Below are 22,208 nucleotides of genomic sequence, written 5' to 3'. Positions count from 1 at the left end.
GGAGGAAGCCGTGGCATGTCCTGCCCGGCGGGTGGACCGGTAGTAGCAGGCGGTACGGGCGGCGGCGATCGACAGGGATCGCCGGTCGGCGTCACGCAGCCGGGCGCCGTAACCCACGATTCCGGGAGAATCCGCTCCGCATGCCCACGCGCAATGACATCCGCAACGTTGCCATCGTCGCCCACGTCGACCACGGCAAGACCACGCTGGTCGACGCCATGCTGAAGCAGGCCGGCGCCTTCGCCGCCCACCAGCACCTCGACGACCGCATGATGGACTCCAACGACCTGGAGCGCGAGAAGGGCATCACCATTCTCGCGAAGAACACCGCCGTCAAGTACCACCCCAAGGAGGGTGGCGCGCCGATCACGATCAACATCATCGACACCCCCGGCCACGCCGACTTCGGTGGCGAGGTCGAGCGCGGCCTGTCGATGGTCGACGCGGTCGTGCTGCTGGTCGACGCGTCCGAGGGTCCGCTGCCGCAGACCCGCTTCGTGCTCCGCAAGGCGCTGACGGCCAAGCTGCCGGTCATCCTCTGCATCAACAAGACCGACCGCCCGGACTCCCGGATCGACGAGGTCATCAACGAGACCTACGACCTCTTCCTGGACCTCGACGCCACCGAGGAGCAGATCGAGTTCCCGATCGTCTACGCCTGTGCGCGTGACGGCGTCGCCTCGATGACCAAGCCGGAGAACGGCACCGTTCCCGCGGACAGCGAGAACCTGGAGCCGTTCTTCTCCACCATCCTGCAGCACGTCCCGGCCCCGACCTACGACGAGAACGCGCCGCTCCAGGCCCACGTCACCAACCTGGACGCCGACAACTTCCTCGGCCGCATCGCGCTCTGCCGCGTCGAGCAGGGCGAGCTGCGCAAGGGCCAGCAGGTCGCGTGGATGAAGCGCGACGGCTCGGTCCAGCAGGTCAAGATCACCGAGCTGCTGATGACCGAGGCGCTCACCCGCAAGCCGGCCGAGGTGGCCGGCCCCGGCGACATCTGCGCCGTCGCGGGCATCCCGGAGATCATGATCGGCGAGACCCTGGCCGACCTGGAGAACCCGGTCGCGCTGCCGCTCATCACGGTCGACGAGCCGGCCATCTCGATGGTCATCGGCACCAACACCTCGCCGCTGGTCGGCAAGGGCGGCAAGGGCCACAAGGTCACCGCCCGCATGGTGAAGGACCGCCTGGACCGCGAGCTGATCGGTAACGTCTCGCTCCGCGTGCTGCCGACCGAGCGTCCGGACGCCTGGGAGGTCCAGGGCCGTGGCGAGCTGGCGCTGGCCATCCTGGTCGAGACCATGCGCCGGGAGCTGTTCGAGCTGACCGTCGGCAAGCCGCAGGTCGTCACCAAGCTCGTCAACGGCAAGACCCACGAGCCGGTCGAGCGGATGACCATCGACAGCCCCGAGGAGTACCTCGGCGCGATCACCCAGCTCATGGCGACCCGCAAGGGCCGCATGGAGACCATGACGAACCACGGCTCCGGCTGGGTCCGCATGGAGTTCATCGTCCCGTCGCGCGGCCTGATCGGCTTCCGGACCCAGTTCCTGACCGACACCCGCGGCACCGGCATCGCGCACAGCATCTTCGAGGGCCACGAGCCGTGGTTCGGCGAGCTGCGGATGCGCAACAACGGTTCGCTCGTCGCGGACCGCGCGGGCGTCGTGACGCCGTTCGCGATGATGGGCATCCAGGAGCGCGGCACGCTCTTCGTCGAGCCCACCACCGAGGTGTACGAGGGCATGATCGTCGGCGAGAACTCGCGCCAGGACGACATGGACATCAACATCACCAAGGAGAAGAAGCTCACCAACATGCGTGCGGCCTCCTCCGACACCACCGAGAACCTGGTGCCGCCGCGCAAGCTCTCGCTGGAGCAGTCGCTGGAGTTCTGCCGCGAGGACGAGTGCATCGAGGTCACCCCGGAGACCGTGCGCATCCGCAAGGTCGTCCTGGACCAGAAGGAGCGCGGCCGTTCGGCTTCGCGCGCCAAGAAGGCCTGACGTCCGGTTTTAAAGGGCCTTTGGCCGAATCGATCGCCCCCCTCTCCAATGGAGAGGGGGGCGATCTTTTTCAACTACTCCAAGTTGTCGATGCGCCTATAAACCGAATAGCGCTTACCACGGAGAGGTGTCCGCTGAGCGAACGTGACAGTCCGTCATTCATGACGACTGTCCGTTTGATGCCTGTCTGGGTATGCCTTATATGTCCGATTTTCGGAACTTACCGACCGTTCATGTGACCTAATTGAGATCGGCAGTGGTCACTTTCGTGTCCGTCCGTGACACATAGTTGGTGCAGTCAGGCTCGGGTCAAGGGTTAACGCGCAGGGGTGCGCGCCGAAACCACGAGCGCGGACGGCACAACGGAAGCGGCGTCAGTCGCCCGTGGTGCTCTCCTCGTTGGAAAGTCGATTTCAGGAGGCATCCCCCATGCGCGGTGCAACCCAGACCAAGTGGATCGTCGCGGCGACCGCGATCGCTCTCGCGGCTACCGCTTGCAGCACCAGCTCGAAGAGCAGTGACAGCAAGGCCTCGTCGGGTGGCGGCACCATCGCCGTCGAGCTGGGCGAGCCGCAGCACGGTCTGGTGCCGCAGAACACCGCCGAGTCCGAGGGCACCGAGGTCCAGAACGCGATCTTCGCCGGCCTGGTCGACTACGACCGCAAGACCAACGCCCCGAAGCTGCGCGTGGCCGAGTCGATCGAGACCGCCGACAGCAAGGTCTGGACGATCAAGCTGAAGGACGGCTACACCTTCCACAACGGTGAGAAGGTCACCGCCCAGTCCTTCGTGGACGCCTGGAACTGGGGCGCCAACCAGGACAACGCGGCCGAGGGCCTGCCCTTCTTCGCGAAGATCGACGGCTCCGAGGAGCTGGCGCCGGGCAAGGACAAGAAGCCCACCGCCAAGGAGCTCAAGGGCCTGAAGGTCGTCGACGACAAGACCTTCACCGTCACCCTGTCGGCGCCGTTCTCGCAGTTCAAGACGATGCTCGGGTACAACCCGTTCTACCCGCTGCCGAAGGCGTTCTTCAACGACCCGAAGGCGTTCGGCGAGAAGCCGATCGGCAACGGCCCGTTCGAGATGGACGGCGCCTGGGAGCACAACAAGCAGATCAAGGTCAAGCGCTACGAGAACTTCCCGGCCTCGGACGGCAAGGCGAAGCTCCAGGGCGTCACCTTCAAGATCTACGACAACCTGGACACCGCGTACAACGACCTGCGCGCCGACAACATCCAGGCCACCGACAAGCTGCCGATCTCGGCGCTGTCGACCGTGAAGAGCGAGTTCGGCGACCGCTACATCTACAAGCCGGAGTCCGGCGTCGGTTACATCGGCTTCCCGATCGCGACCAACCCGGCCACCTACGGCAAGCCGGAGATCCGCAAGGCGATCTCCATGGCGATCGACCGCGAGGCGATCACCAAGACCATCTTCTCGGGCACCCGCGTCCCGGCCGACGACTTCGTCAACCCGCTCATCCCGGGCTACCGCAAGGGCGCCATGGGCGACGCGGCCAAGTACGACCCGGCCAAGGCCAAGGCGCTCTTCGACACGGCCGGCGGCGTCCCGAACAACTCGATCGAGCTCGGCTACAACGCCGACGGCGGCCACAAGGAGTGGATCGAGGCCGTCGGCAACCAGCTGAAGAAGAACCTCGGCGTCGAGGTCACCTTCAAGCCGTTCGAGAAGTTCGGCAAGATCCTGGACGCGCTGGGCGAGAAGCAGTACTCGGGCGCCTTCCGCATGGCCTGGTCGATGGACTACCCGTCGATCGAGGACTACCTGCGTCCGATCTTCTCCAAGATCGCGATCGAGAACGGCTCCAACTACGGCGGCTACGTCAACCCGCAGTTCGAGACCCTGCTCGACCAGGCCGACCAGGCGAAGACGGACGACGAGGCCATCAAGCTGTACCAGCAGGCCGACGACATCCTCGTCCAGGACCTGCCGTACATCCCGGTGTACACCTACATGTCCTCCGCCGCGTACAGCAAGAAGATCAAGAACTTCGACACCGACGCCCAGGGTCGTATGAACCTGGCCGAGGTCGAGCTCGCCGGCTGATCCGGTAGTCAGACGAACGGGGGCGGGCGGGCCGGACTACAGTCCGAGTCCTCCCGCCTCCCTTCCTTGTCCGAAAGTATGGAGGTCTGATGGGCCGCTATGTCATCCGCCGACTGATACAGGCGATCCCTGTTCTGATCGGTGCGACGTTCCTGATCTACGCCGTGGTGTTCGCACTTCCCGGTGACCCGGTACAGGCGCTGGCCGGCGAGAAGCGCGCCGACCCGATCGTGGCGGAGATGATCCGCCAGAAGTACCACCTGAACGACCCGTTCCTGCTCCAGTACTGGAACTACATCACGGGCGTCTTCCAGGGGGACCTCGGGGAGAGCCTGACCGGTCGCCAGGTGAGCGACATGATCAGTGAGGCGTTCCCGTACACCGTCAACCTCGCCTTCGTCGCCTTCATCATCGAGGCGGTCATGGGCGTGCTGGCGGGTGTCATGGCGGCCCTGCGCAAGGGCAAGTTCATCGACCAGCTGGTGCTCATCAGCACGCTGTTCGTGATCTCGATCCCGGTCTTCGTCACCGGCTTCATCCTCCAGCTGATCCTGGGTGTGAAGCTGAAGAACGACTACGGCATCGACTTCTTCCCGGTCTCCTTCAACGAGGAGGACGGACTGCGGGCCTACCTGCTGCCCGCCCTCGTGCTGGCGTCCACCTCGCTGGCGTACGTCGCCCGACTGACCCGCACCAGCCTGATGGAGACCATGCGCGCGGACTACGTCCGTACCGCGGTCGCCAAGGGTCTGAAGCGCCGTCGGGTGATCGGCCGCCACGCCCTGCGCAACGCGCTGATCCCGATCGTCACCTTCCTCGGTGCCGACCTCGGCGGTCTGATGGGCGGCGCGGTCATCACCGAGAAGATCTTCAACATGCACGGCATCGGCGGTCTGCTCGCCCAGTCCGTGTACCAGAAGCAGGGCACGGTGATCGTGGGTGTGGTCACCCTGCTGGTGCTGATCTACCTGATCACCACCCTGCTCGTGGACCTGCTGTACGCCGTGCTCGACCCGAGGATCCGCTATGAGTGACACCATCACCGTGGGCAGCGAGGCCCCGGAGGACAAGACCCCCAAGGCCGCGCCGGAGAAGAAGCAGAAGCCGGAGCGGGTGGCCAGCCTCTGGACCGACGCGCTGCGCGACCTGCGTCGCAACCCGATCTTCATCATCGGAGCCGTGCTGGTCTCCGCGCTGCTGGTGATCGCCGTCGTGCCGCAGCTGTTCACCGACGGCAGCCCGCTCGCGGGCGGCGCGTGCGACCTCGCCAACTCCCTGAAGCGCCCGAGCGCCGACCACTGGTTCGGCTTCGACGTCCAGGGCTGCGACGTCTACACCCGCACGGTGTGGGGCGCCCGCAACTCGATCATCGTCGGCGTGCTCACCACCACCGTGGTGACCCTGATCGGCACCCTGCTCGGCCTGCTGGCCGGCTGGGTCGGCGGCATCACCGACAGCATCCTGTCGCGCTTCACCGAGATCTTCTTCTCGATCCCGCTGCTGCTCGGCGGCATGCTGATCATGTCGATGCTCGGCAAGGGCAACGCCTACACCGTCTCCGTCGTGATGGCCGTGCTCGGCTGGCCGCAGATCTTCCGCATCATGCGCGCCTCGGTGATCTCCAACAAGCACAACGACTACGTGATGGCCGCCCGTGCGCTGGGCGCCGGCGCCTACCGGATCACCTTCCGGCACATCCTGCCGAACGCCATCGCGCCGGTCATCGTCGTCTCCGCGATCAGCCTGGGCGTCTACATCGGTGCCGAGGCCGCCCTGTCCTACCTGGGCATCGGTGTCCAGTCCCCGGAGATCTCCTGGGGCCTGATGATCAGCGACGCCCAGCCCCGCTTCCTGAACGCCCCGCACGTCCTGCTCTTCCCGTCCGCGGTGCTGAGCATCACGGTGCTGGCGTTCATCATGCTCGGCGACGCGGTCCGCGACGCCCTCGACCCGAAGCTCCGCTGAGAGAAGAGGTGACGACCCGATGACCACCGTGATCGAGAAGAACCAGAAGAGCGGACGCCTTGAGGTTGGCACCCCGCTGCTGGAGGTCCGTGACCTCCACGTGGAGTTCCACACCCGGGACGGCGTCGCCAAGGCCGTGAACGGAGTCAACTACTCCGTGGCCGCCGGTGAGACCCTGGCGGTGCTCGGCGAGTCCGGCTCCGGCAAGTCGGTGACCGCCCAGACCATCATGGGCATCCTCGACATGCCGCCCGGCAAGATCAGCCAGGGCCAGATCCTCTTCCGCGGCGAGGACATGCTCGCCATGAAGGAGGAGGAGCGCCGGCTGATCCGCGGCCAGAAGATCGCGATGATCTTCCAGGACGCCCTGTCCTCGCTGAACCCGGTGATGACCGTCGGCGCCCAGCTCGGCGAGATGTTCCGGGTGCACCGCGGCGCCTCCAAGAAGGAGGCCCGGGAGAAGGCCATCGAGCTGATGGAGCGGGTGCGCATCCCCGCCGCCCGGCAGCGGGTGGGCGACTACCCGCACCAGTTCTCCGGCGGCATGCGCCAGCGCATCATGATCGCGATGGCGCTCTCCATGGAGCCGGACCTGATCATCGCCGACGAGCCCACCACCGCCCTGGACGTCACCGTCCAGGCCCAGGTGATGGACCTGCTCGCCGAGCTGCAGTCCGAGTACAACATGGGCCTGATCCTGATCACCCACGACCTCGGCGTGGTCGCCGATGTCGCGGACAAGATCGCCGTGATGTACGCGGGCCGGATCGTCGAGACGGCCCCGGTGCACGACCTGTACGCCAACCCGGCGCACCCGTACACCAAGGGCCTGCTCCGCTCCATCCCGCGCCTGGACCAGAAGGGCCAGGAGCTCTACGCGATCAAGGGTCTGCCCCCGAACCTGCTGAAGGTCCCGGCGGGCTGCGCGTTCAACCCTCGCTGTGACTTCGCCACCGACCTGTGCCGCACGGAGATCCCGAAGCTGCACCAGGTGGCGGACAAGGACGGCAAGGAGCTCACCGGCCGCCGCAGCGCGTGCCACCTCTGGAAGGAGACCCTCCATGGCTGAGCCCATCCTGGAGGTCAAGGACCTGGTCAAGCACTACCCGCTGACCCAGGGCATCCTCTTCAAGAAGCAGGTCGGCGCCGTCAAGGCGGTCGACGGTGTCTCCTTCGAGCTGGCCAAGGGTGAGACCCTCGGCATCGTCGGCGAGTCCGGCTGTGGCAAGTCCACGCTGGCCAAGGTGCTGATGAACCTGGAGCGGGCCACCTCCGGCCAGGTGCTCTTCAAGGGCGAGGACATCTCGAAGCTGTCCGGTGCCGGCCTCAAGGCCGTCCGCCGGAACATCCAGATGGTGTTCCAGGACCCGTACACCTCGCTGAACCCGCGCATGACGGTCGGCGACATCATCGGCGAGCCCTTCGAGATCCACCCCGAGGTGGCTCCCAAGGGCGACCGCCGCAAGGCCGTCCAGGACCTCCTGGACGTCGTCGGCCTGAACCCGGAGTACATCAACCGGTACCCGCACCAGTTCTCCGGCGGCCAGCGCCAGCGCATCGGCATCGCCCGCGGCCTCGCGCTCAAGCCCGAGATCATCATCTGCGACGAGCCGGTCTCCGCCCTGGACGTCTCCGTCCAGGCGCAGGTGATCAACCTGCTCGACCAGCTGCAGACCGAGTTCGAGCTGTCGTACATGTTCATCGCGCACGACCTCTCCATCGTCCGGCACATCTCCGACCGCGTCGGCGTGATGTACCTCGGCAAGATGGTCGAGATCGGCACCGATGAGGAGATCTACGAGAACGCCACGCACCCGTACACCCAGGCGCTGCTCTCCGCGGTGCCGGTGCCGGACCCGACGGCGCGCGAGTCCCGCGACCGGATCATCCTGACCGGCGACATCCCCTCGCCGGCCAACCCGCCGTCCGGGTGCCGGTTCCGCACCCGCTGCTGGAAGGCGGAGGAGCGCTGCTCCACCGAGGCCCCGCTGCTGGCGGTGCCGTCCGTGCTGAGCGGCCCGGCCGCGCACGAGTCGGCCTGCCACTTCGCCGAGGTCCGCGAGACGGCCGCCGCCGTCTGATCCCGAGGCGTTTCCCGGAAGGGCCCGCGGCCGTCGTGCCGCGGGCCCTTCCGGCGTTCCGTCAACTTCCCACCGGGTCCGGTGCACCCGTCCGGGGGTACCCGACTCGCGCCGCCGCGCGGGCGCGCTTCTCATGGGGTGTGATGCGACACACACCTTGAGGAGGGACCTCCATGCCCGCAGCTCCCCGCGCTCGTTGGGTTCTTGCCGGTGCGACATCCGTGGCCCTGGTGGCCGGCGGGTGCAGCAGCAGCGGAGGCGGAAGCAGTTCGTCGGACGCCGGCAAGACCTTCAGCTACCAGAGCAGCGAGCCGCAGAACCCGTTGCAGCCCGCGAACGCGAACGAGACGGGTGGCGGTCGCATCCTGCAGAACCTGTTCAAGGGGCTGGTGGACTACAACCCCAGCAACGCCGAACTGCGGATGCAGGTCGCGCAGTCGATCGACACCAGTGACTCGCAGACCTTCAACGTCACGCTGAAGACCGGCTGGACGTTCCACGACGGCACCCCGGTCAAGGCGAACAACTTCGTCGACGCCTGGAACTGGGCCGCGACCACCAGCAACAACCAGATCAACAGTTCCTGGTTCTCCGACATCGAGGGCTACCAGGACGTCCACCCGGCCTCCGGCCAGCCGACGACGACCAAGATGTCCGGGCTGACCGTCGTGGACGACACGCACTTCACCGTGAAGCTGAGCAGCAAGGTCTCGTACTTCGAGTACAAGCTCGGCTACATCGCCTTCTCGCCGCTGCCGGACGCCTTCTTCAACGACCCGGCCGGGTTCGGCCAGAAGCCGGTGGGCAACGGGCCGTACCAGTTCGTCAGCTGGGACCACAACCAGCAGGTGGTCACCAAGAGCTACCCGAACTACCAGGGCGTCGACAAGCCGAAGAACGGCGGCGTCGTCTTCAAGATGTACAGCACCTCCGAGGCCGCCTACGCCGACCTGCAGTCCAACAACCTGGACGTGATGGACCAGGTACCGCCGTCCGCGCTGGCGACGTACAAGAGCGACCTCGGCGACCGGGCGATCGACTCCCCGCAGGGCGCCATCCAGAACATCGGCTTCACGCTGTACCAGCCGGAGTGGGCCCCGCCGGAGAAGGCCAAGGTCCGTCAGGGCCTGTCGATGGCGATCGACCGGAACACCATCACCAAGACGGTGCTGCAGGGCTCCCGCGCGCCGGCCAGCGCCTGGGTCGCCGAGGGCGTCCAGGGCTACAAGGCCGGCCAGTGCGGTGACAACTGCAACTTCGACCCGGCCAAGGCCAAGCAGCTGATCACCGAGGGCGGCGGCGTCCCCGGCAACAAGCTGACGATCACCTACAACGCGGACGGCGGCCACAAGGAGTGGGTCGACGCGGTCTGCAACTCGATCCGGCAGAACACCGGGGTGGACTGCGTCGGCGACCCGAAGCCGGACTTCAAGACCGCCCGCGCGGCGATCACCGGGCACACCATCAACGGCGCCTTCCGCACCGGCTGGGTGCAGGACTACCCGCTGAACGCCAACTTCCTGGCCGACGTCTACCGCACCGGCGCCGCGTCCAACGACTTCGGGTACAGCAGCCCGCAGTTCGACCAGCTGGCCACCCAGGCCGACCGGGCCGCCAGCATCGACGACACGGTGACCGGTTACCAGCAGGCCGAGGCGGTGCTGGCGCAGGACATGCCCGCCATCCCGCTCTGGTACTACCGCACCAACTCGGGCTACTCGACCAACGTCCAGAACGTCGCGTTCGACTCCTTCGGCAACCCGGCCTGGACCCAGGTCGAGGTCAAGGGCTGATCCCACCCCGTGCCGGCCCCGTCCTCCCCGCACGGAGGGCGGGGCCCGGGCACTCGGTCCAACGGCCCTCCGCACCCGCTCACGGGCCGACCAGTCACCTAGGAAGGAGGCTCGGATGGGAAGTTACGTGCTGCGGCGGGTGCTGCAGATGATCCCGGTGTTCTTCGGCTCGACATTCCTGATCTTCCTGATGGTCTACACGCTGCCGGGGGACCCGGTCGCCGCGCTGTTCGGGGACAAGGCCGCGGACCCCGCGGTGGTGGCCAACCTGAAGCACAAGTACTACCTCGACCAGCCGCTCTGGAAGCAGTACCTGCACTACATGGGGAACCTCTTCCAGGGCGACTTCGGGACGAGTTTCACCGGCCGCTCGGTCACCGACATCATGGCGGACGCCTTCCCCGTGACCATCCGGCTGGCGCTGATGGCCTTCGCCTTCGAGCTGATCGTCGGGCTGACGCTCGGCCTGGTCTCCGGCCTCAAGCGCGGCAGCGTCCAGGACACCCTGGTGCTGATCCTCACCCTGGTGGTGATCTCGATCCCGGTGTTCGTCCTCGCGTACATCGCGCAGACGATCTTCGCGACCAACCTGGGCTGGGTCACCCCGACCGTGCAGGACTCCACGGACCTCTCCCAGCTGATCCTGCCCGCGATCGTGCTGGGCTCGCTCTCCCTCGCGTACGTCGCCCGGCTCACCCGGACGTCGATCGGGGAGAACCTGCGGGCCGACTACATGCGCACCGCGGTCGCCAAGGGCCTGCCCCGGCGTACCGTCATCACCCGACACCTGCTGCGCAACTCGCTGATCCCGGTGGTCACCTTCCTCGGCACCGACCTCGGCGCGCTGATGGGCGGTGCGATCGTCACCGAGGGGATCTTCAACGTCCAGGGCATCGGCAACGTGCTGTACCGGGCGATCAACCAGAAGGAGGGCCCCACCGTGGTCGGCATCGTGACCGTCCTGGTGATCGTCTACCTGGTCGCCTCCCTGATCGTCGACCTGCTCTACGCGGTCCTGGACCCGAGGATCCGTTATGCCTGACCTGCATGACGAGAGCGAGTTCAAGCCGCATCCGGCGCCCGGTGTCGACCACCTCGACTACGCCGGGGAGCAGGGCATGGCGGTCGAGCAGGAGACCCTGGTCGAGGGCGATCCGACCAAGCGCGAGGAGGCCCGCAGCCTCTGGGGCGACGCCTGGCGGGACCTGCGGCGGCGGCCGATCTTCCTGATCTCGGCGCTGCTGATCCTGCTGCTGGTGGTGATGTCGATCTTCCCCTGGGCGTTCACCGACGCCGACCCGCGCAAGGCCGACCTGATCAACGACTACCTCAAGCGCCCGGACTGGACGGACTTCTTCGGCGCCGGCTGGTTCGGCTACGACGGCCAGGGCCGGTCCATCTACGCCCGGGTGGTCTACGGGGCCAGGGCCTCGATCACCGTCGGCATCTTCGTGACCCTGGGGGTCACCCTGCTCGGCGGGCTGACCGGCATGGTCGCCGGGTACTTCGGCGGCGCGGTGGACGCCGTGATCTCCCGGATCGTCGACATCTTCTTCGGCATCCCGCTGCTGCTCGGCGCGCTGGTCCTGCTGGGCGCCTTCTCCGCCCGCACGGTGTGGAGCGTGGTCGTCGCCCTGGCCGTCCTCGGCTGGACGCAGATCGCGCGCGTCATGCGCGGCGCCGTCCTGACCGTCAAACAGTCCGACTACGTGGTGGCCGGCCGAGCACTCGGCGCGGGCACCGGGCGGCTGATGTTCCGGCACATCCTGCCGAACGCGCTCGCCCCGGTGATCGTCGTCGCCACCATCGCCCTGGGCGGCTACATCGCGACCGAGGCCACCCTGAGCTTCCTCGGCATCGGGCTGCAGGACCCGACCATCTCCTGGGGCATCGACATCGCCTCCGCCCAGAAGGTGATCCGGACGGCCCCGTACGTGCTCTTCTTCCCGGCCGCGGCGCTCTCCGTCACCGTGCTGGCCTTCATCATGCTGGGCGACGCGGTGCGCGACGCCCTCGACCCGAAGCTTCGCTGAGCGAGGGGACTCGTCGTGACCACAGCTGTCGACACCGGCAAGCCGAAGCGGGAGGCGCCCTACGAGGGGCCGCTGCTGGACGTCCGGGACCTGCACGTGGAGTTCGTGACCCGGGAGGGCGTGGCGAAGGCGGTCAACGGGGTCAACTACAGCGTCCGGGCGGGGGAGACCCTGGCGGTGCTGGGGGAGTCCGGTTCGGGCAAGTCGGTGACCGCGCAGGCGATCATGGGCATCCTGGACATGCCCCCGGCCCGCATCCCCCAGGGGGAGATCCGCTTCCGGGGCCAGGACATGCTGAAGATGGGCAAGGAGGAGCGGCGGAAGATCCGCGGGCAGAAGATCGCGATGATCTTCCAGGACGCGCTCTCCTCGCTCAACCCGGTGCTCACGGTGGGCTTCCAGCTCGGCGAGATGTTCCGGGCCCACCACGGGACCTCGCGCAAGGAGGCCAGGGCGAAGGCCGTCGAGCTGATGGAGCGGGTGCGCATCCCGGCGGCGAAGGAACGGGTGGGCGACTACCCGCACCAGTTCTCCGGCGGCATGCGCCAGCGCATCATGATCGCGATGGCGCTGGCGCTGGAGCCGGACCTGATCATCGCCGACGAGCCCACCACCGCCCTGGACGTCACCGTCCAGGCCCAGGTGATGGACCTGCTGGCCGAGCTCCAGGCCGAGTTCCACATGGGGCTGATCCTGATCACCCACGACCTCGGCGTGGTCGCCGACGTCGCGGACAAGATCGCGGTGATGTACGCGGGCCGGATCGTCGAGACGGCGCCCGTGCACGAGCTGTACGGGCGCCCGGCCCACCCGTACACCCGGGGCCTGCTGGACTCGATCCCGCGGCTGGACCAGAAGGGCCAGGAGCTCTACGCGATCAAGGGCCTGCCGCCCAACCTGCTCCGGATCCCGCCGGGTTGTGCGTTCAACCCGCGCTGCCCGCGGGCCCAGGACATCTGCCGGGCCGAGGTGCCCCAGCTCTTCCAGGTCACCGAGGACGACGGCACCGAGTCGGCCGGGCGGGGCAGCGCCTGCTTCTTCTGGAAGGAGACCCTCCATGGCTAACGGGGCCAGCCCGCTCGGGCCCGCGGTGCCGGAGGAGATCGCGTTCGCCCAGGAGGTGCCGCGCGGCGAGCCGATCCTCGAAGTCCGGGACCTGGTCAAGCACTTCCCGCTGACGAGGGGCGTCGTCTTCAAGAAGCACGTCGGCGCCGTGAAGGCGGTCGACGGGGTCAGCTTCGACCTGGTCCAGGGCGAGACGCTGGGCATCGTCGGCGAGTCCGGCTGCGGCAAGTCGACGCTGGCCAAGGTGCTGATGAACCTGGAGCCGGCCACCGGCGGTTCGGTGCGCTACAAGGGCGAGGAGATCTCCCGGCTCTCCGGCGCGGGGCTCAAGGCGGTGCGCCGCAACATCCAGATGGTGTTCCAGGACCCGTACACCTCGCTGAACCCGCGGATGACGGTCGGCGACATCATCGGCGAGCCCTACGAGATCCACCCCGACGTGGCTCCCAAGGGCGACCGGCGCAAGGCCGTCCAGGACCTGCTGGACGTGGTCGGGCTCAACCCGGAGTACATCAACCGCTATCCGCACCAGTTCTCCGGCGGGCAGCGCCAGCGCATCGGCATCGCCCGGGGGCTGGCGCTCAAGCCGGAGGTGATCATCTGCGACGAGCCGGTCTCCGCGCTGGACGTCTCCGTCCAGGCGCAGGTGATCAACCTGCTGGAGCAGCTCCAGGGCGAGTTCAACCTCTCCTACATGTTCATCGCCCATGACCTCTCGATCGTCCGGCACATCTCCGACCGGGTCGGGGTGATGTACCTCGGCAAACTGGTCGAGATCGGCTCCGACCTGGAGATCTACGACCACGCGACGCACCCGTACACCCAGGCGCTGCTCTCCGCGGTGCCGGTGCCGGACCCGACGGCGCGCGAGTCCCGCGACCGGATCGTGCTCACCGGGGACGTCCCCTCGCCGGCCAACCCGCCGTCCGGCTGCCGGTTCCGCACCCGCTGCTGGAAGGCGCAGGAGCGCTGCTCCACCGAAGTCCCGCTGCTGGTGGCTCCGGCCTGGCTGGGCGGCCTGGCCGCGCACGAGTCGGCCTGCCACTTCGCCGCGGAGCGCGGGCCCGGGGCCGGGACGGGAACGGCGGAGCCGGCACCGCCGGAAACCGGTTGACACGTCCGTAGCGATCCGCCACAAGAGCGCGCCCTCCCCCCGGAGGGCGCGCTCTCGCGTTGTCCTGCGGAAACTCCCGAATGCCGGTCGACCGGCATGTTCATTTCCGTCCATTACGCTGCGTAAAGCTTCGAATACCGGAGAATATTGTTCGTTATCCGGAAAACGGAATCCCATATTCCGAGCGCGATATGCAGGAATTGGCGAGCATTGTCACGACTTGGTCTGAGCATGTAATTGAAAAGAGATGTGAGGGCGATTCCGTGGAAGGGGTCGGGTGATCGATAGTTGCTCTGCGCGTATCAGCGGTCACCTCGCCAACTGTGTGGACGGCCCTGAGATGTCGATCCTCGCCATGCCCGGCACACCGAGTGGCGGGGCGCCGTTCGTTCGTAAGCCCCTAAATCGAGAGGCAGTTGAATGAGGCTCACCAAGACGATGCGTTGGACCGCACTCGCGGCGTGCACCGCGCTGGCGATCTCCGCCTGCAGCACCGGCAGCGGGAAGAAGTCCTCGGAGCAGGCGAGCGGCGGGACGGGCAAGAAGGGCGGCTCGATCAGTGTCGAGCTGGGTGAGCCGCAGCACGGCCTGGTGCCGCAGAACACCGCCGAGTCCGAGGGCGCCGAGGTGCTCAACGCGATCTTCGCCGGCCTGGTCGACTACGACATCAAGGACAACTCGCCGAAGCTCCGGGTCGCCGAGTCGATCGAGTCCCCGGACGCCACCACCTGGACGATCAAGCTCAAGGACGGCTACACCTTCCACAACGGGGAGAAGGTGAACGCCCAGTCCTTCGTCGACGCCTGGAACTACGGGGCGAACCAGGACAACGCGCAGGAGGCGCTGCCGTTCTTCGACAAGATCCTCGGCTCCGACGAGCTGGCTCCCGGCAAGGACAAGAAGCCCACCGTCAAGGAGCTCAAGGGCCTCAAGGTCGTCGACGACAAGACCTTCACCGTCACCCTCAAGGCGCCGTTCTCCCAGTTCAAGACCATGCTGGGCTACAACGCCTTCTTCCCGCTGCCGAAGGCGTTCTTCACCGACCCGAAGGCCTTCGAGGACGCGCCGATCGGCAACGGCGCGTTCCAGCTCGACGGGAAGTGGGAGCACAACAAGCAGATCAAGGTGAAGCGGTACGAGAACTTCCCGGCGTCGGACGGAAAGGCCAAGCTGGATTCCGTCACCTTCAAGATTTACGACAAGCTGGAAACCGCGTACAACGATCTCCGCGCGGACAACATCCAGATCACCGACAAGCTGCCGATCTCGGCGATGGGGACGGTCGCCCAGGAGTTCGGTGACCGCTACATCTACAAGCCCGATTCCGGGGTCGGCTACATCGGATTCCCGATCGCGACGAACCCGGCGTTCGCGAATCCGGACATCCGGAAGGCGATCTCCATGGCGATCGACCGGGAGTCGATCACCAAGACGATCTTCTCGGGCACCCGGAAGCCCGCCGACGACTTCATCAACCCGATCATTCCCGGGTACCGCCAGGGCGCGCTCGGCGACCTCTCCAAGTACAACCCGGCGAAGGCGAAGGCGCTCTTCACCCAGGCCGGCGGCCTGCCCGGCAACACGATGGAGATCGGCTACAACGCCGACGGCGGCCACAAGGAGTGGATCGAGGCGGTCGGCAACCAGCTGAAGGCCAACCTCGGCGTCGAGGTCACCTTCAAGCCCTTCGAGAAGTTCGGCGCCATCCTCACCGCGCTGGGCGACAAGAAGTACTCCGGGGCCTTCCGCATGGCCTGGTCGATGGACTACCCGTCGATCGAGAACTACCTGCGGCCGATCTTCTCCAAGATCGCCATCGAGAACGGCTCCAACTACGGCGGCTACGTCAACGAGGAGTTCGAGTCCCTGCTGGCGAGGGCGGACGCCGCCAAGACCGACGCCGAGGGCATCAAGCTCTACCAGCAGGCCGACGACGTCCTGATCAAGGACCTCCCGTACATCCCGGTCTACACCTACATGTCCTCCGCGGCGTACAGCAAGACCGTGAAGAACGTGAACGTCAACGCCCAGGGGCAGATGGACCTGGCCGACGTCGAGCTGGCCTGACCGGAGTCCATCTGACCGGTTCGCCCTGATGGGCGGCGCGGGAAACCCCCGCGCCGCCCGCCACCGGCGTGCCCCGAACCACGAGGAGGCCGCATGGGCCGCTATGTGGTCCGCCGGATCATCCAGGCCATACCTGTGATCCTCGGCGCGACGTTCCTTATCTACGCACTGGTCTTCCTGCTGCCTGGCGACCCCATCACGGCACTGGCCGGTGAGAAGCGGCAGGACCCGGCCGTGGTGGCCGTCCTGCGGGACCGGTACCACCTGGACGACCCCTTCTTCATCCAGTACTGGGACTACCTGGTCGGGCTGTTCAAGGGCGACTTCGGTGAGGACTACCGCGGCAACGCGGTGGTGGACGTGATGAAGACGGCGTTCCCGTACACCGTCAACCTGGCGCTGACCGCCCTGGTCATCGAGATGGCGGTGGGTGTCACGGCCGGTGTGGTCGCGGCCCTGCGGCGCGGCCGGTTCATCGACAACGTGGTGCTGATCTCGACCCTGATGGTCATCTCGATCCCGGTCTTCGTGATCGGCTTCGTGCTCCAGCTGATCCTCGGCGTGAAACTCAACACCGACTACGGCATCGACTTCTTCCCGGTCTCCTTCAACGAGGAGGCGGGCTTCCGGTCCTACCTGCTGCCCGCGTACGTCCTGGCCTCCACCTCGCTGGCGTACGTCGCCCGGCTCACCCGGACCAGCCTGATCGAGGTCATGCGGGCGGACTACGTCCGGACGGCGGTCGCCAAGGGGCTGAGCCCGATCCGGGTGGTGGTCCGGCACGGTCTGCGCAACGCGCTGATCCCGATCGTCACCTTCCTGGGCATGGACCTCGGCGGCCTGATGGGCGGTGCGGTCATCACCGAGGGCATCTTCAACATCCCCGGGGTCGGACACCAGCTCTTCCAGTCCGTCTACCTGCGCGAACGCACCATCGTGGTGGGCATCGTGAGCGCCCTGGTGCTGGTCTACCTGCTGGCCAACCTGGTGGTCGACCTGCTGTACGCCGTCCTGGACCCGAGGATCCGCTATGAGTGAGCCGACGAAGAGCGAGAACGTGACGGCCGCGATCCCCGGGCAGCCCGGCCCCGGATCCGCCGGGAGCGGACCGGCCGCCGAGGCGTCGGCCCCGGCGAAGGCGGACGGCGGCGAGCGGGTCGCCAGCCTCTGGACCGACGCCTGGTACGACCTGCGGCGCAACCCGCTGTTCCTGATCGGCGGGGTGCTGGTGCTGTTCATGGTGGCGCTCGCCGTCGCCCCGCAGCTGTTCACCGACCAGGACCCGTCCTCGGGCGGCTTCTGCAACCTGTCCGACTCGCTGAAGCGGCCCAGCGGCGACCACTGGTTCGGCTTCGACGTCCAGGGCTGCGACATCTACACCCGGACCGTCTGGGGCGCCCGCAACTCCATCATCGTCGGCATCCTGACCACCACGCTGGTCGTCGCGGTCGGCGGCGTGCTGGGCCTGTGGGCGGGCTGGATCGGCGGGATCTGGGACAGCGTGCTCTCCCGGATCACCGAGATCTTCTTCGCCATCCCGCTGCTGCTCGGCGGCATGCTGATCATGTCCACCTGGAAGACCGGCAACGCCTGGACGGTCTCCGCGGTGATGGCCGTGCTCGGCTGGCCGCAGATCTACCGGCTGATGCGCTCGGCGGTGCTGTCCAACAAGCACAACGACTACGTGGTCGCGGCCAAGGCGCTCGGCGCCGGCACCCGGCGGATCGTCAGCCGGCACATCCTGCCGAACGCGGTGGCGCCGGTGATCGTGGTGTCGACGATCAACCTGGGCGTCTACATCGGCGCCGAGGCCGCGCTCTCCTACCTGGGCATCGGCATCCAGTCCCCGGCGATCTCCTGGGGCCTGATGATCAGCGACGCCCAGTCCCGCTTCCTGAACGCCCCCCATGTGCTGCTGTTCCCGGCCGTCGTGCTGAGCATCACCGTGCTGGCGTTCATCATGCTCGGCGACGCGGTTCGCGACGCCCTCGACCCCAAGCTGCGCTGAGGAGGGCCGCGGACGATGAGTGACGCGACAAGGCTGTCGAAGGACGGGGTGCCGGGGAGGCCCGCGGTGGAGGTGGTCGGCGGCCGGGAGAGCCTGGTGCCCGGCACGCCGCTGCTGGAGGTCGACGACCTGCACATCGAGTTCCACACCCGCGACGGGGTGGCCAAGGCCGTCAACGGCGTGAGCTACTCGGTGGCCGCCGGTGAGACCCTGGCGGTGCTGGGGGAGTCCGGTTCGGGCAAGTCGGTGACCGCGCAGGCGATCATGGGCATCCTGGACATGCCCCCGGGGAAGATCACCGCCGGATCGGTCCGGTTCCGCGGTGAGGACCTGCTGACCATGAGCCCCAAGGCCCGGCGGGCGGTGCGCGGCCGGAAGATCGCGATGATCTTCCAGGACGCGCTCTCCTCGCTCAACCCGGTGCTCAGCGTGGGCTACCAGCTCGGCGAGATGTTCCGGGTGCACCAGGGAGCCTCGCGCAAGGAGGCGAAGGAGCGGGCCGTCGAGCTGATGGAGCGGGTGCGCATCCCGGCGGCGCGGGAGCGGGTGGGGGACTACCCGCACCAGTTCTCCGGCGGCATGCGCCAGCGCATCATGATCGCGATGGCGCTGGCGCTGGAGCCGGACCTGATCATCGCCGACGAGCCCACCACCGCCCTGGACGTCACCGTCCAGGCCCAGGTGATGGACCTGCTGGCCGAGCTCCAGGCCGAGTTCAACATGGGCCTGATCCTGATCACCCACGACCTCGGCGTGGTCGCCGACGTCGCGGACAAGATCGCCGTGATGTACGCGGGCCGGATCGTCGAGACGGCCCCGGTGCACGAGCTGTACGCGCGCCCGGCCCACCCGTACACCAAGGGCCTGCTCAACTCGATCCCCCGGCTGGACCAGAAGGGGCAGAACCTCTACGCGATCCAGGGCCTGCCGCCGAGCCTGCTGCGGATCCCGCAGGGCTGCGCCTTCAACCCGCGCTGCGACCGGGCGGCGGACCGCTGCCGGAGCGAACTCCCGCGGCTGGTACCGGTGCTGGACGCCGAGGGGGCCGACCTGCCGGGCCGCCGCAGCGCCTGCCACTTCTGGAAGGAGACCCTCCATGGCTGAGCCCATCCTGGAGGTCAAGGACCTGGTCAAGCACTACCCGCTGACCCAGGGCATCGTCTTCAAGAAGCAGGTCGGCGCGGTGAAGGCGGTCGACGGCATCTCGTTCGACCTGCGCAAGGGCGAGACGCTGGGCATCGTGGGCGAGTCCGGCTGCGGGAAGTCCACGCTGGCCAAGGTGCTGATGAACCTGGAGCGGGCCACCTCCGGCCAGGTGCTGTTCAAGGGCGAGGAGATCACCCGGCTCTCCGGCGCCGGCCTGCGGGCGGTGCGCCGGAACATCCAGATGGTGTTCCAGGACCCGTACACCTCGCTGAACCCGCGGATGACGGTCGGCGACATCGTCGGCGAGCCCTTCGAGATCCACCCGGAGGTGGCTCCCAAGGGCGACCGGCGCAAGGCCGTCCAGGACCTGCTGGACGTCGTCGGCCTGAACCCGGAGTACATCAACCGCTATCCGCACCAGTTCTCCGGCGGGCAGCGCCAGCGCATCGGCATCGCCCGGGGGCTGGCGCTCAAGCCGGAGGTGATCATCTGCGACGAGCCGGTCTCCGCGCTGGACGTCTCCGTCCAGGCGCAGGTGATCAACCTGCTCGACCAGCTGCAGAGCGAGTTCGAGCTGTCGTACATGTTCATCGCGCACGACCTCTCGATCGTCCGGCACATCTCCGACCGGGTCGGCGTGATGTACCTCGGCAAGATGGTCGAGATCGGCACGGAGGACGAGATCTACGTCCACCCGACCCACCCGTACACCCAGGCGCTGCTCTCCGCGGTGCCGGTCCCGGACCCGACCGGGCGCGAGCGGCGCGAGCGCATCCTGCTCAGCGGCGACCTGCCCTCGCCGGCCAACCCGCCGTCCGGCTGCCGCTTCCGCACCCGCTGCTGGAAGGCGGAGGAGCGCTGCTCCACCGAAGTCCCGCTGCTGGCGGTGCCCGCCGCGCTGAGCGGTCCGGCCGCGCACGACTCGGCCTGCCACTTCGCGGAGGTGCGGGACGTGATCGGCGCGGGCTGAGCGCGCGCGGCGGCCGGGCCCCGGGGCGAACCGCTCCCGGGGCCCGGCTGGTCACTTCTGGAAGCCGACGTTCTCCCAGACGATGTCGGACAGGCCCTGCGCGCCGATGTTGGCGAGGTTCGCGCGGGCGCCGTACAGCTGCGGGCGCTGGTAGAGCGGCAGCACGCCGGCCACCTTCCACAGCTCGCCGTCGGCCTGGTTGATCGCCTCGAAGGCGGTGGCCGCGTCGGTGGCGGCGGAGGCCCGGTCGAGGGCGGCGTCGACGACGGGGCTGCCGGCCTGCGCGTGGTTGGTGCCGCCGCCCAGCACGAAGTTGGCGCGGTTGCCGGAGGCCGGGAAGGGCGTGCCGAGCAGCGAGTACGCGGCGATGTCGAAGTCCCGCCGGTTGACGTACTTGTCGAAGAACTCGTTGGCGTTGGCGGTGACGGTGGTGACCTTGACGCCGACGTCCTTGAGCATCCGGGTGGCGACCGAGGCCTCGTTCTGGGCTTGGGTGACGCCGGCCGGGATGACCATCCGCAGGTTCAGCTCCCGGCCGTCCTTCTTGCGGACGTCGCCGTCGAGCTTCCAGCCGGCCGCCTCCAGCTTGTGGACGGCGTCGTCCGGGTCGAAGCGGCTGAGGCCGAGGGAGTTGTCCCGGTAGGCGTTCTGGTTGGCCACCAGCAGGTGGTTGTTGAGGGTGACGGTCGGCCAGTCCAGGCCGTTGAGGTCGGAGCGGGTGATGGCGTCCCGGTTGATCGCCTGGAACAGGGCCTGGCGGACGGCCGGGTCGGTCAGCACGGGGCTCTTGGCGTTCAGCGTGAACTGGCGGAAGTCCGGGCCGCCGGCCCGGCGGACGGCGGCGCCCTTGGTGCTCTTGATGACCTGGTAGCCGGCCACGTCCGGGCCGTTGTTGAAGAAGTCGATCTGGCCCTTGGCGAAGGCCGCGGCCATGGTGTTGGGGACCATGGCGTGGAAGACGATCCGGTCCAGCAGCGGCCGGTCGCCCCACCAGCCCGGGTCGGCGGCCAGCGTGACGGTCTGGCTCGCCCGGTCCAGCCTCTCGACCCTGAAGGGGCCCGCGGTGACCGGGATGGCGTCCAGGTACGCGGTGTTGAACAGCTCCGGGGTGGCGACCTTGGCGGCGGGCAGCAGCGGGGCGTTGGCGGCGCCGTTGAACATCGACTGCCACTCGGAGAACGGCCGCTCGAAGGTCATCACCGCCTGGAAGTCGTCCTTGCCCCGCTCGACCGAGGAGACCAGCTCGAACCCGGTGCTGCTGGAGGCCTTGTAGGCCGGGTCCTTCCCGTTCAGGGCCTTCCAGTTGGCCTCGATGTCCCGCCAGTTGATCGGGGTGCCGTCGGACCAGCGGGCCTTCGGGTTGAGCGTCCAGGTGACCACCTGGCGGCCGTCCTTCAGCTCGGACCGGGCGTCCTGGAGGTAGGCCGGGTTGACGCTCTGGGTGCCGGCCGCGTCGGAGCGGAAGAAGGTCGGCAGCAGCGGCTTGGTGACGCTGATGGTGGAGGACTCGCTGCCGTCGGCCTGGATCGGCGACCACTGGGCGGAGAACTGGGCGACCGCGACGTGCAGCGTGCCGCCCTGGCGCAGCTCGGCGCGGTCGTGCGGGTTGACGTCCACGGTGGTGAGCTTGGGCGTCTCGGCCTGGGCGGGGAGTGCCTGGCCGCCGCCGTTGGTGCCGCAGGCGCAGAGCGTCAGTGACAGCGCGACGGCGCCGAGGCCGGCCGGCAGGGCCGTCCGGCGGGACACCGCGGATCGGTGGGGCGGGGCCGTTCGGTGCGGCGCGGGGCGGCCCATGGTGGTTCTCCCTGGTACGGATGTGACGGAGGGTATGGCGTCACATCTTGCTGACCGGGGGGAGCAGTTGTCGAGGGGCGGGCCCGGATCCGGGCC

17 protein-coding genes are annotated in these 22,208 nt (G+C 67.8%); 16 read left to right on the top strand and 1 reads right to left on the bottom strand.

From position 1 onward, the window contains the following. The first annotated feature begins 140 nt into the window (after positions 1 to 140). From typA to ACFVVX_RS12650, 16 genes are all read left to right on the top strand, one after another. Complete coding sequence (gene typA / locus ACFVVX_RS12725; RefSeq protein ID WP_387944490.1) at positions 141 to 2,009, top strand: translational GTPase TypA; 1,869 nt, start codon at positions 141 to 143, stop codon at positions 2,007 to 2,009. Positions 2,010 to 2,438: 429 nt separating this feature from the next. Further along, a complete protein-coding gene (locus ACFVVX_RS12720) occupies positions 2,439 to 4,076 on the top strand; it encodes an ABC transporter substrate-binding protein (protein WP_387944488.1) in 1,638 nt (545 codons plus the stop codon). Between the two features lie 89 nt (positions 4,077 to 4,165). Beyond that, positions 4,166 to 5,110: an ABC transporter permease gene (locus ACFVVX_RS12715; protein ID WP_387944486.1), complete on the top strand. Its 945-nt coding sequence runs from the start codon at positions 4,166 to 4,168 to the stop codon at positions 5,108 to 5,110. Next, positions 5,103 to 6,041: an ABC transporter permease gene (locus tag ACFVVX_RS12710; RefSeq protein WP_387944484.1), complete on the top strand. Its 939-nt coding sequence runs from the start codon at positions 5,103 to 5,105 to the stop codon at positions 6,039 to 6,041. The genes ACFVVX_RS12715 and ACFVVX_RS12710 overlap by 8 nt, the downstream gene beginning before the upstream one ends. A gap of 19 nt (positions 6,042 to 6,060) precedes the next feature. Then, complete coding sequence (locus tag ACFVVX_RS12705) at positions 6,061 to 7,110, top strand: ABC transporter ATP-binding protein (protein WP_387944482.1); 1,050 nt, start codon at positions 6,061 to 6,063, stop codon at positions 7,108 to 7,110. After that, positions 7,103 to 8,122, top strand: coding sequence for an ABC transporter ATP-binding protein (locus tag ACFVVX_RS12700; RefSeq protein WP_387944480.1), 1,020 nt, complete (start codon positions 7,103 to 7,105; stop codon positions 8,120 to 8,122). Before ACFVVX_RS12705 ends, ACFVVX_RS12700 begins: the two co-directional genes overlap by 8 nt. 173 nt (positions 8,123 to 8,295) lie before the next feature. Further along, positions 8,296 to 9,915, top strand: coding sequence for an ABC transporter substrate-binding protein (locus ACFVVX_RS12695; RefSeq protein ID WP_387944478.1), 1,620 nt, complete (start codon positions 8,296 to 8,298; stop codon positions 9,913 to 9,915). Positions 9,916 to 10,030: 115 nt separating this feature from the next. Further along, complete coding sequence (locus ACFVVX_RS12690) at positions 10,031 to 10,957, top strand: ABC transporter permease (RefSeq protein WP_387944476.1); 927 nt, start codon at positions 10,031 to 10,033, stop codon at positions 10,955 to 10,957. A 76-nt stretch (positions 10,958 to 11,033) separates the two neighbouring features. Then, the gene (locus tag ACFVVX_RS12685) at positions 11,034 to 11,948 is read left to right on the top strand and encodes an ABC transporter permease (RefSeq protein ID WP_387944648.1); all 915 of its coding nucleotides are present in this window, start codon (positions 11,034 to 11,036) and stop codon (positions 11,946 to 11,948) included. Between the two features lie 15 nt (positions 11,949 to 11,963). Beyond that, a complete protein-coding gene (locus ACFVVX_RS12680; RefSeq protein WP_387944474.1) occupies positions 11,964 to 13,013 on the top strand; it encodes an ABC transporter ATP-binding protein in 1,050 nt (349 codons plus the stop codon). Next, positions 13,006 to 14,127 carry an ABC transporter ATP-binding protein gene (locus ACFVVX_RS12675; RefSeq protein WP_387944472.1) on the top strand — a complete coding sequence of 374 codons (1,122 nt, stop codon included), beginning with the start codon at positions 13,006 to 13,008 and terminating at the stop codon, positions 14,125 to 14,127. The genes ACFVVX_RS12680 and ACFVVX_RS12675 overlap by 8 nt, the downstream gene beginning before the upstream one ends. Before the next feature lie 420 nt (positions 14,128 to 14,547). Continuing rightward, a complete protein-coding gene (locus tag ACFVVX_RS12670; RefSeq protein WP_387944470.1) occupies positions 14,548 to 16,194 on the top strand; it encodes an ABC transporter substrate-binding protein in 1,647 nt (548 codons plus the stop codon). Positions 16,195 to 16,287: 93 nt separating this feature from the next. After that, a complete protein-coding gene (locus ACFVVX_RS12665) occupies positions 16,288 to 17,232 on the top strand; it encodes an ABC transporter permease (protein WP_387944468.1) in 945 nt (314 codons plus the stop codon). Continuing rightward, entirely contained in the window at positions 17,225 to 18,202 is a 978-nt protein-coding gene (locus ACFVVX_RS12660) for an ABC transporter permease (protein WP_387944466.1), read from the top strand. Before ACFVVX_RS12665 ends, ACFVVX_RS12660 begins: the two co-directional genes overlap by 8 nt. Positions 18,203 to 18,217: 15 nt before the next feature. Continuing rightward, positions 18,218 to 19,306 carry an ABC transporter ATP-binding protein gene (locus ACFVVX_RS12655; protein WP_387944464.1) on the top strand — a complete coding sequence of 363 codons (1,089 nt, stop codon included), beginning with the start codon at positions 18,218 to 18,220 and terminating at the stop codon, positions 19,304 to 19,306. Next, on the top strand, positions 19,299 to 20,318 hold the full coding sequence (locus ACFVVX_RS12650; protein WP_387944462.1) for an ABC transporter ATP-binding protein: 1,020 nt from the start codon (positions 19,299 to 19,301) through the stop codon (positions 20,316 to 20,318). The genes ACFVVX_RS12655 and ACFVVX_RS12650 overlap by 8 nt, the downstream gene beginning before the upstream one ends. Positions 20,319 to 20,369: 51 nt before the next feature. On the opposite strand, the gene ACFVVX_RS12645 is transcribed toward ACFVVX_RS12650, so the two are convergent. Further along, positions 20,370 to 22,064, bottom strand: coding sequence for an ABC transporter family substrate-binding protein (locus ACFVVX_RS12645; protein ID WP_387944460.1), 1,695 nt, complete (start codon positions 22,062 to 22,064; stop codon positions 20,370 to 20,372). Positions 22,065 to 22,208: the final 144 nt, after the last annotated feature.

This window comes from Kitasatospora sp. NPDC058170 (assembly GCF_042883905.1).
Classification (GTDB): Bacteria; Actinomycetota; Actinomycetes; order Streptomycetales; family Streptomycetaceae; genus Kitasatospora.
This window is presented reverse-complemented; position numbering and strand designations above follow the sequence as displayed.

Bases quoted from the DNA above. Each gene is read 5' to 3' on its own strand.
- typA (WP_387944490.1), top strand. From the start codon at position 141: ATGCCCACGCGCAATGACATCCGCAACGTTGCCATCGTCGCCCACGTC.
- ACFVVX_RS12720 (WP_387944488.1), top strand. From the start codon at position 2,439: ATGCGCGGTGCAACCCAGACCAAGTGGATCGTCGCGGCGACCGCGATC.
- ACFVVX_RS12715 (WP_387944486.1), top strand. From the start codon at position 4,166: ATGGGCCGCTATGTCATCCGCCGACTGATACAGGCGATCCCTGTTCTG.
- ACFVVX_RS12710 (WP_387944484.1), top strand. From the start codon at position 5,103: ATGAGTGACACCATCACCGTGGGCAGCGAGGCCCCGGAGGACAAGACC.
- ACFVVX_RS12705 (WP_387944482.1), top strand. From the start codon at position 6,061: ATGACCACCGTGATCGAGAAGAACCAGAAGAGCGGACGCCTTGAGGTT.
- ACFVVX_RS12700 (WP_387944480.1), top strand. From the start codon at position 7,103: ATGGCTGAGCCCATCCTGGAGGTCAAGGACCTGGTCAAGCACTACCCG.
- ACFVVX_RS12695 (WP_387944478.1), top strand. From the start codon at position 8,296: ATGCCCGCAGCTCCCCGCGCTCGTTGGGTTCTTGCCGGTGCGACATCC.
- ACFVVX_RS12690 (WP_387944476.1), top strand. From the start codon at position 10,031: ATGGGAAGTTACGTGCTGCGGCGGGTGCTGCAGATGATCCCGGTGTTC.
- ACFVVX_RS12685 (WP_387944648.1), top strand. From the start codon at position 11,034: ATGGCGGTCGAGCAGGAGACCCTGGTCGAGGGCGATCCGACCAAGCGC.
- ACFVVX_RS12675 (WP_387944472.1), top strand. From the start codon at position 13,006: ATGGCTAACGGGGCCAGCCCGCTCGGGCCCGCGGTGCCGGAGGAGATC.
- ACFVVX_RS12670 (WP_387944470.1), top strand. From the start codon at position 14,548: ATGAGGCTCACCAAGACGATGCGTTGGACCGCACTCGCGGCGTGCACC.
- ACFVVX_RS12665 (WP_387944468.1), top strand. From the start codon at position 16,288: ATGGGCCGCTATGTGGTCCGCCGGATCATCCAGGCCATACCTGTGATC.
- ACFVVX_RS12660 (WP_387944466.1), top strand. From the start codon at position 17,225: ATGAGTGAGCCGACGAAGAGCGAGAACGTGACGGCCGCGATCCCCGGG.
- ACFVVX_RS12655 (WP_387944464.1), top strand. From the start codon at position 18,218: ATGAGTGACGCGACAAGGCTGTCGAAGGACGGGGTGCCGGGGAGGCCC.
- ACFVVX_RS12650 (WP_387944462.1), top strand. From the start codon at position 19,299: ATGGCTGAGCCCATCCTGGAGGTCAAGGACCTGGTCAAGCACTACCCG.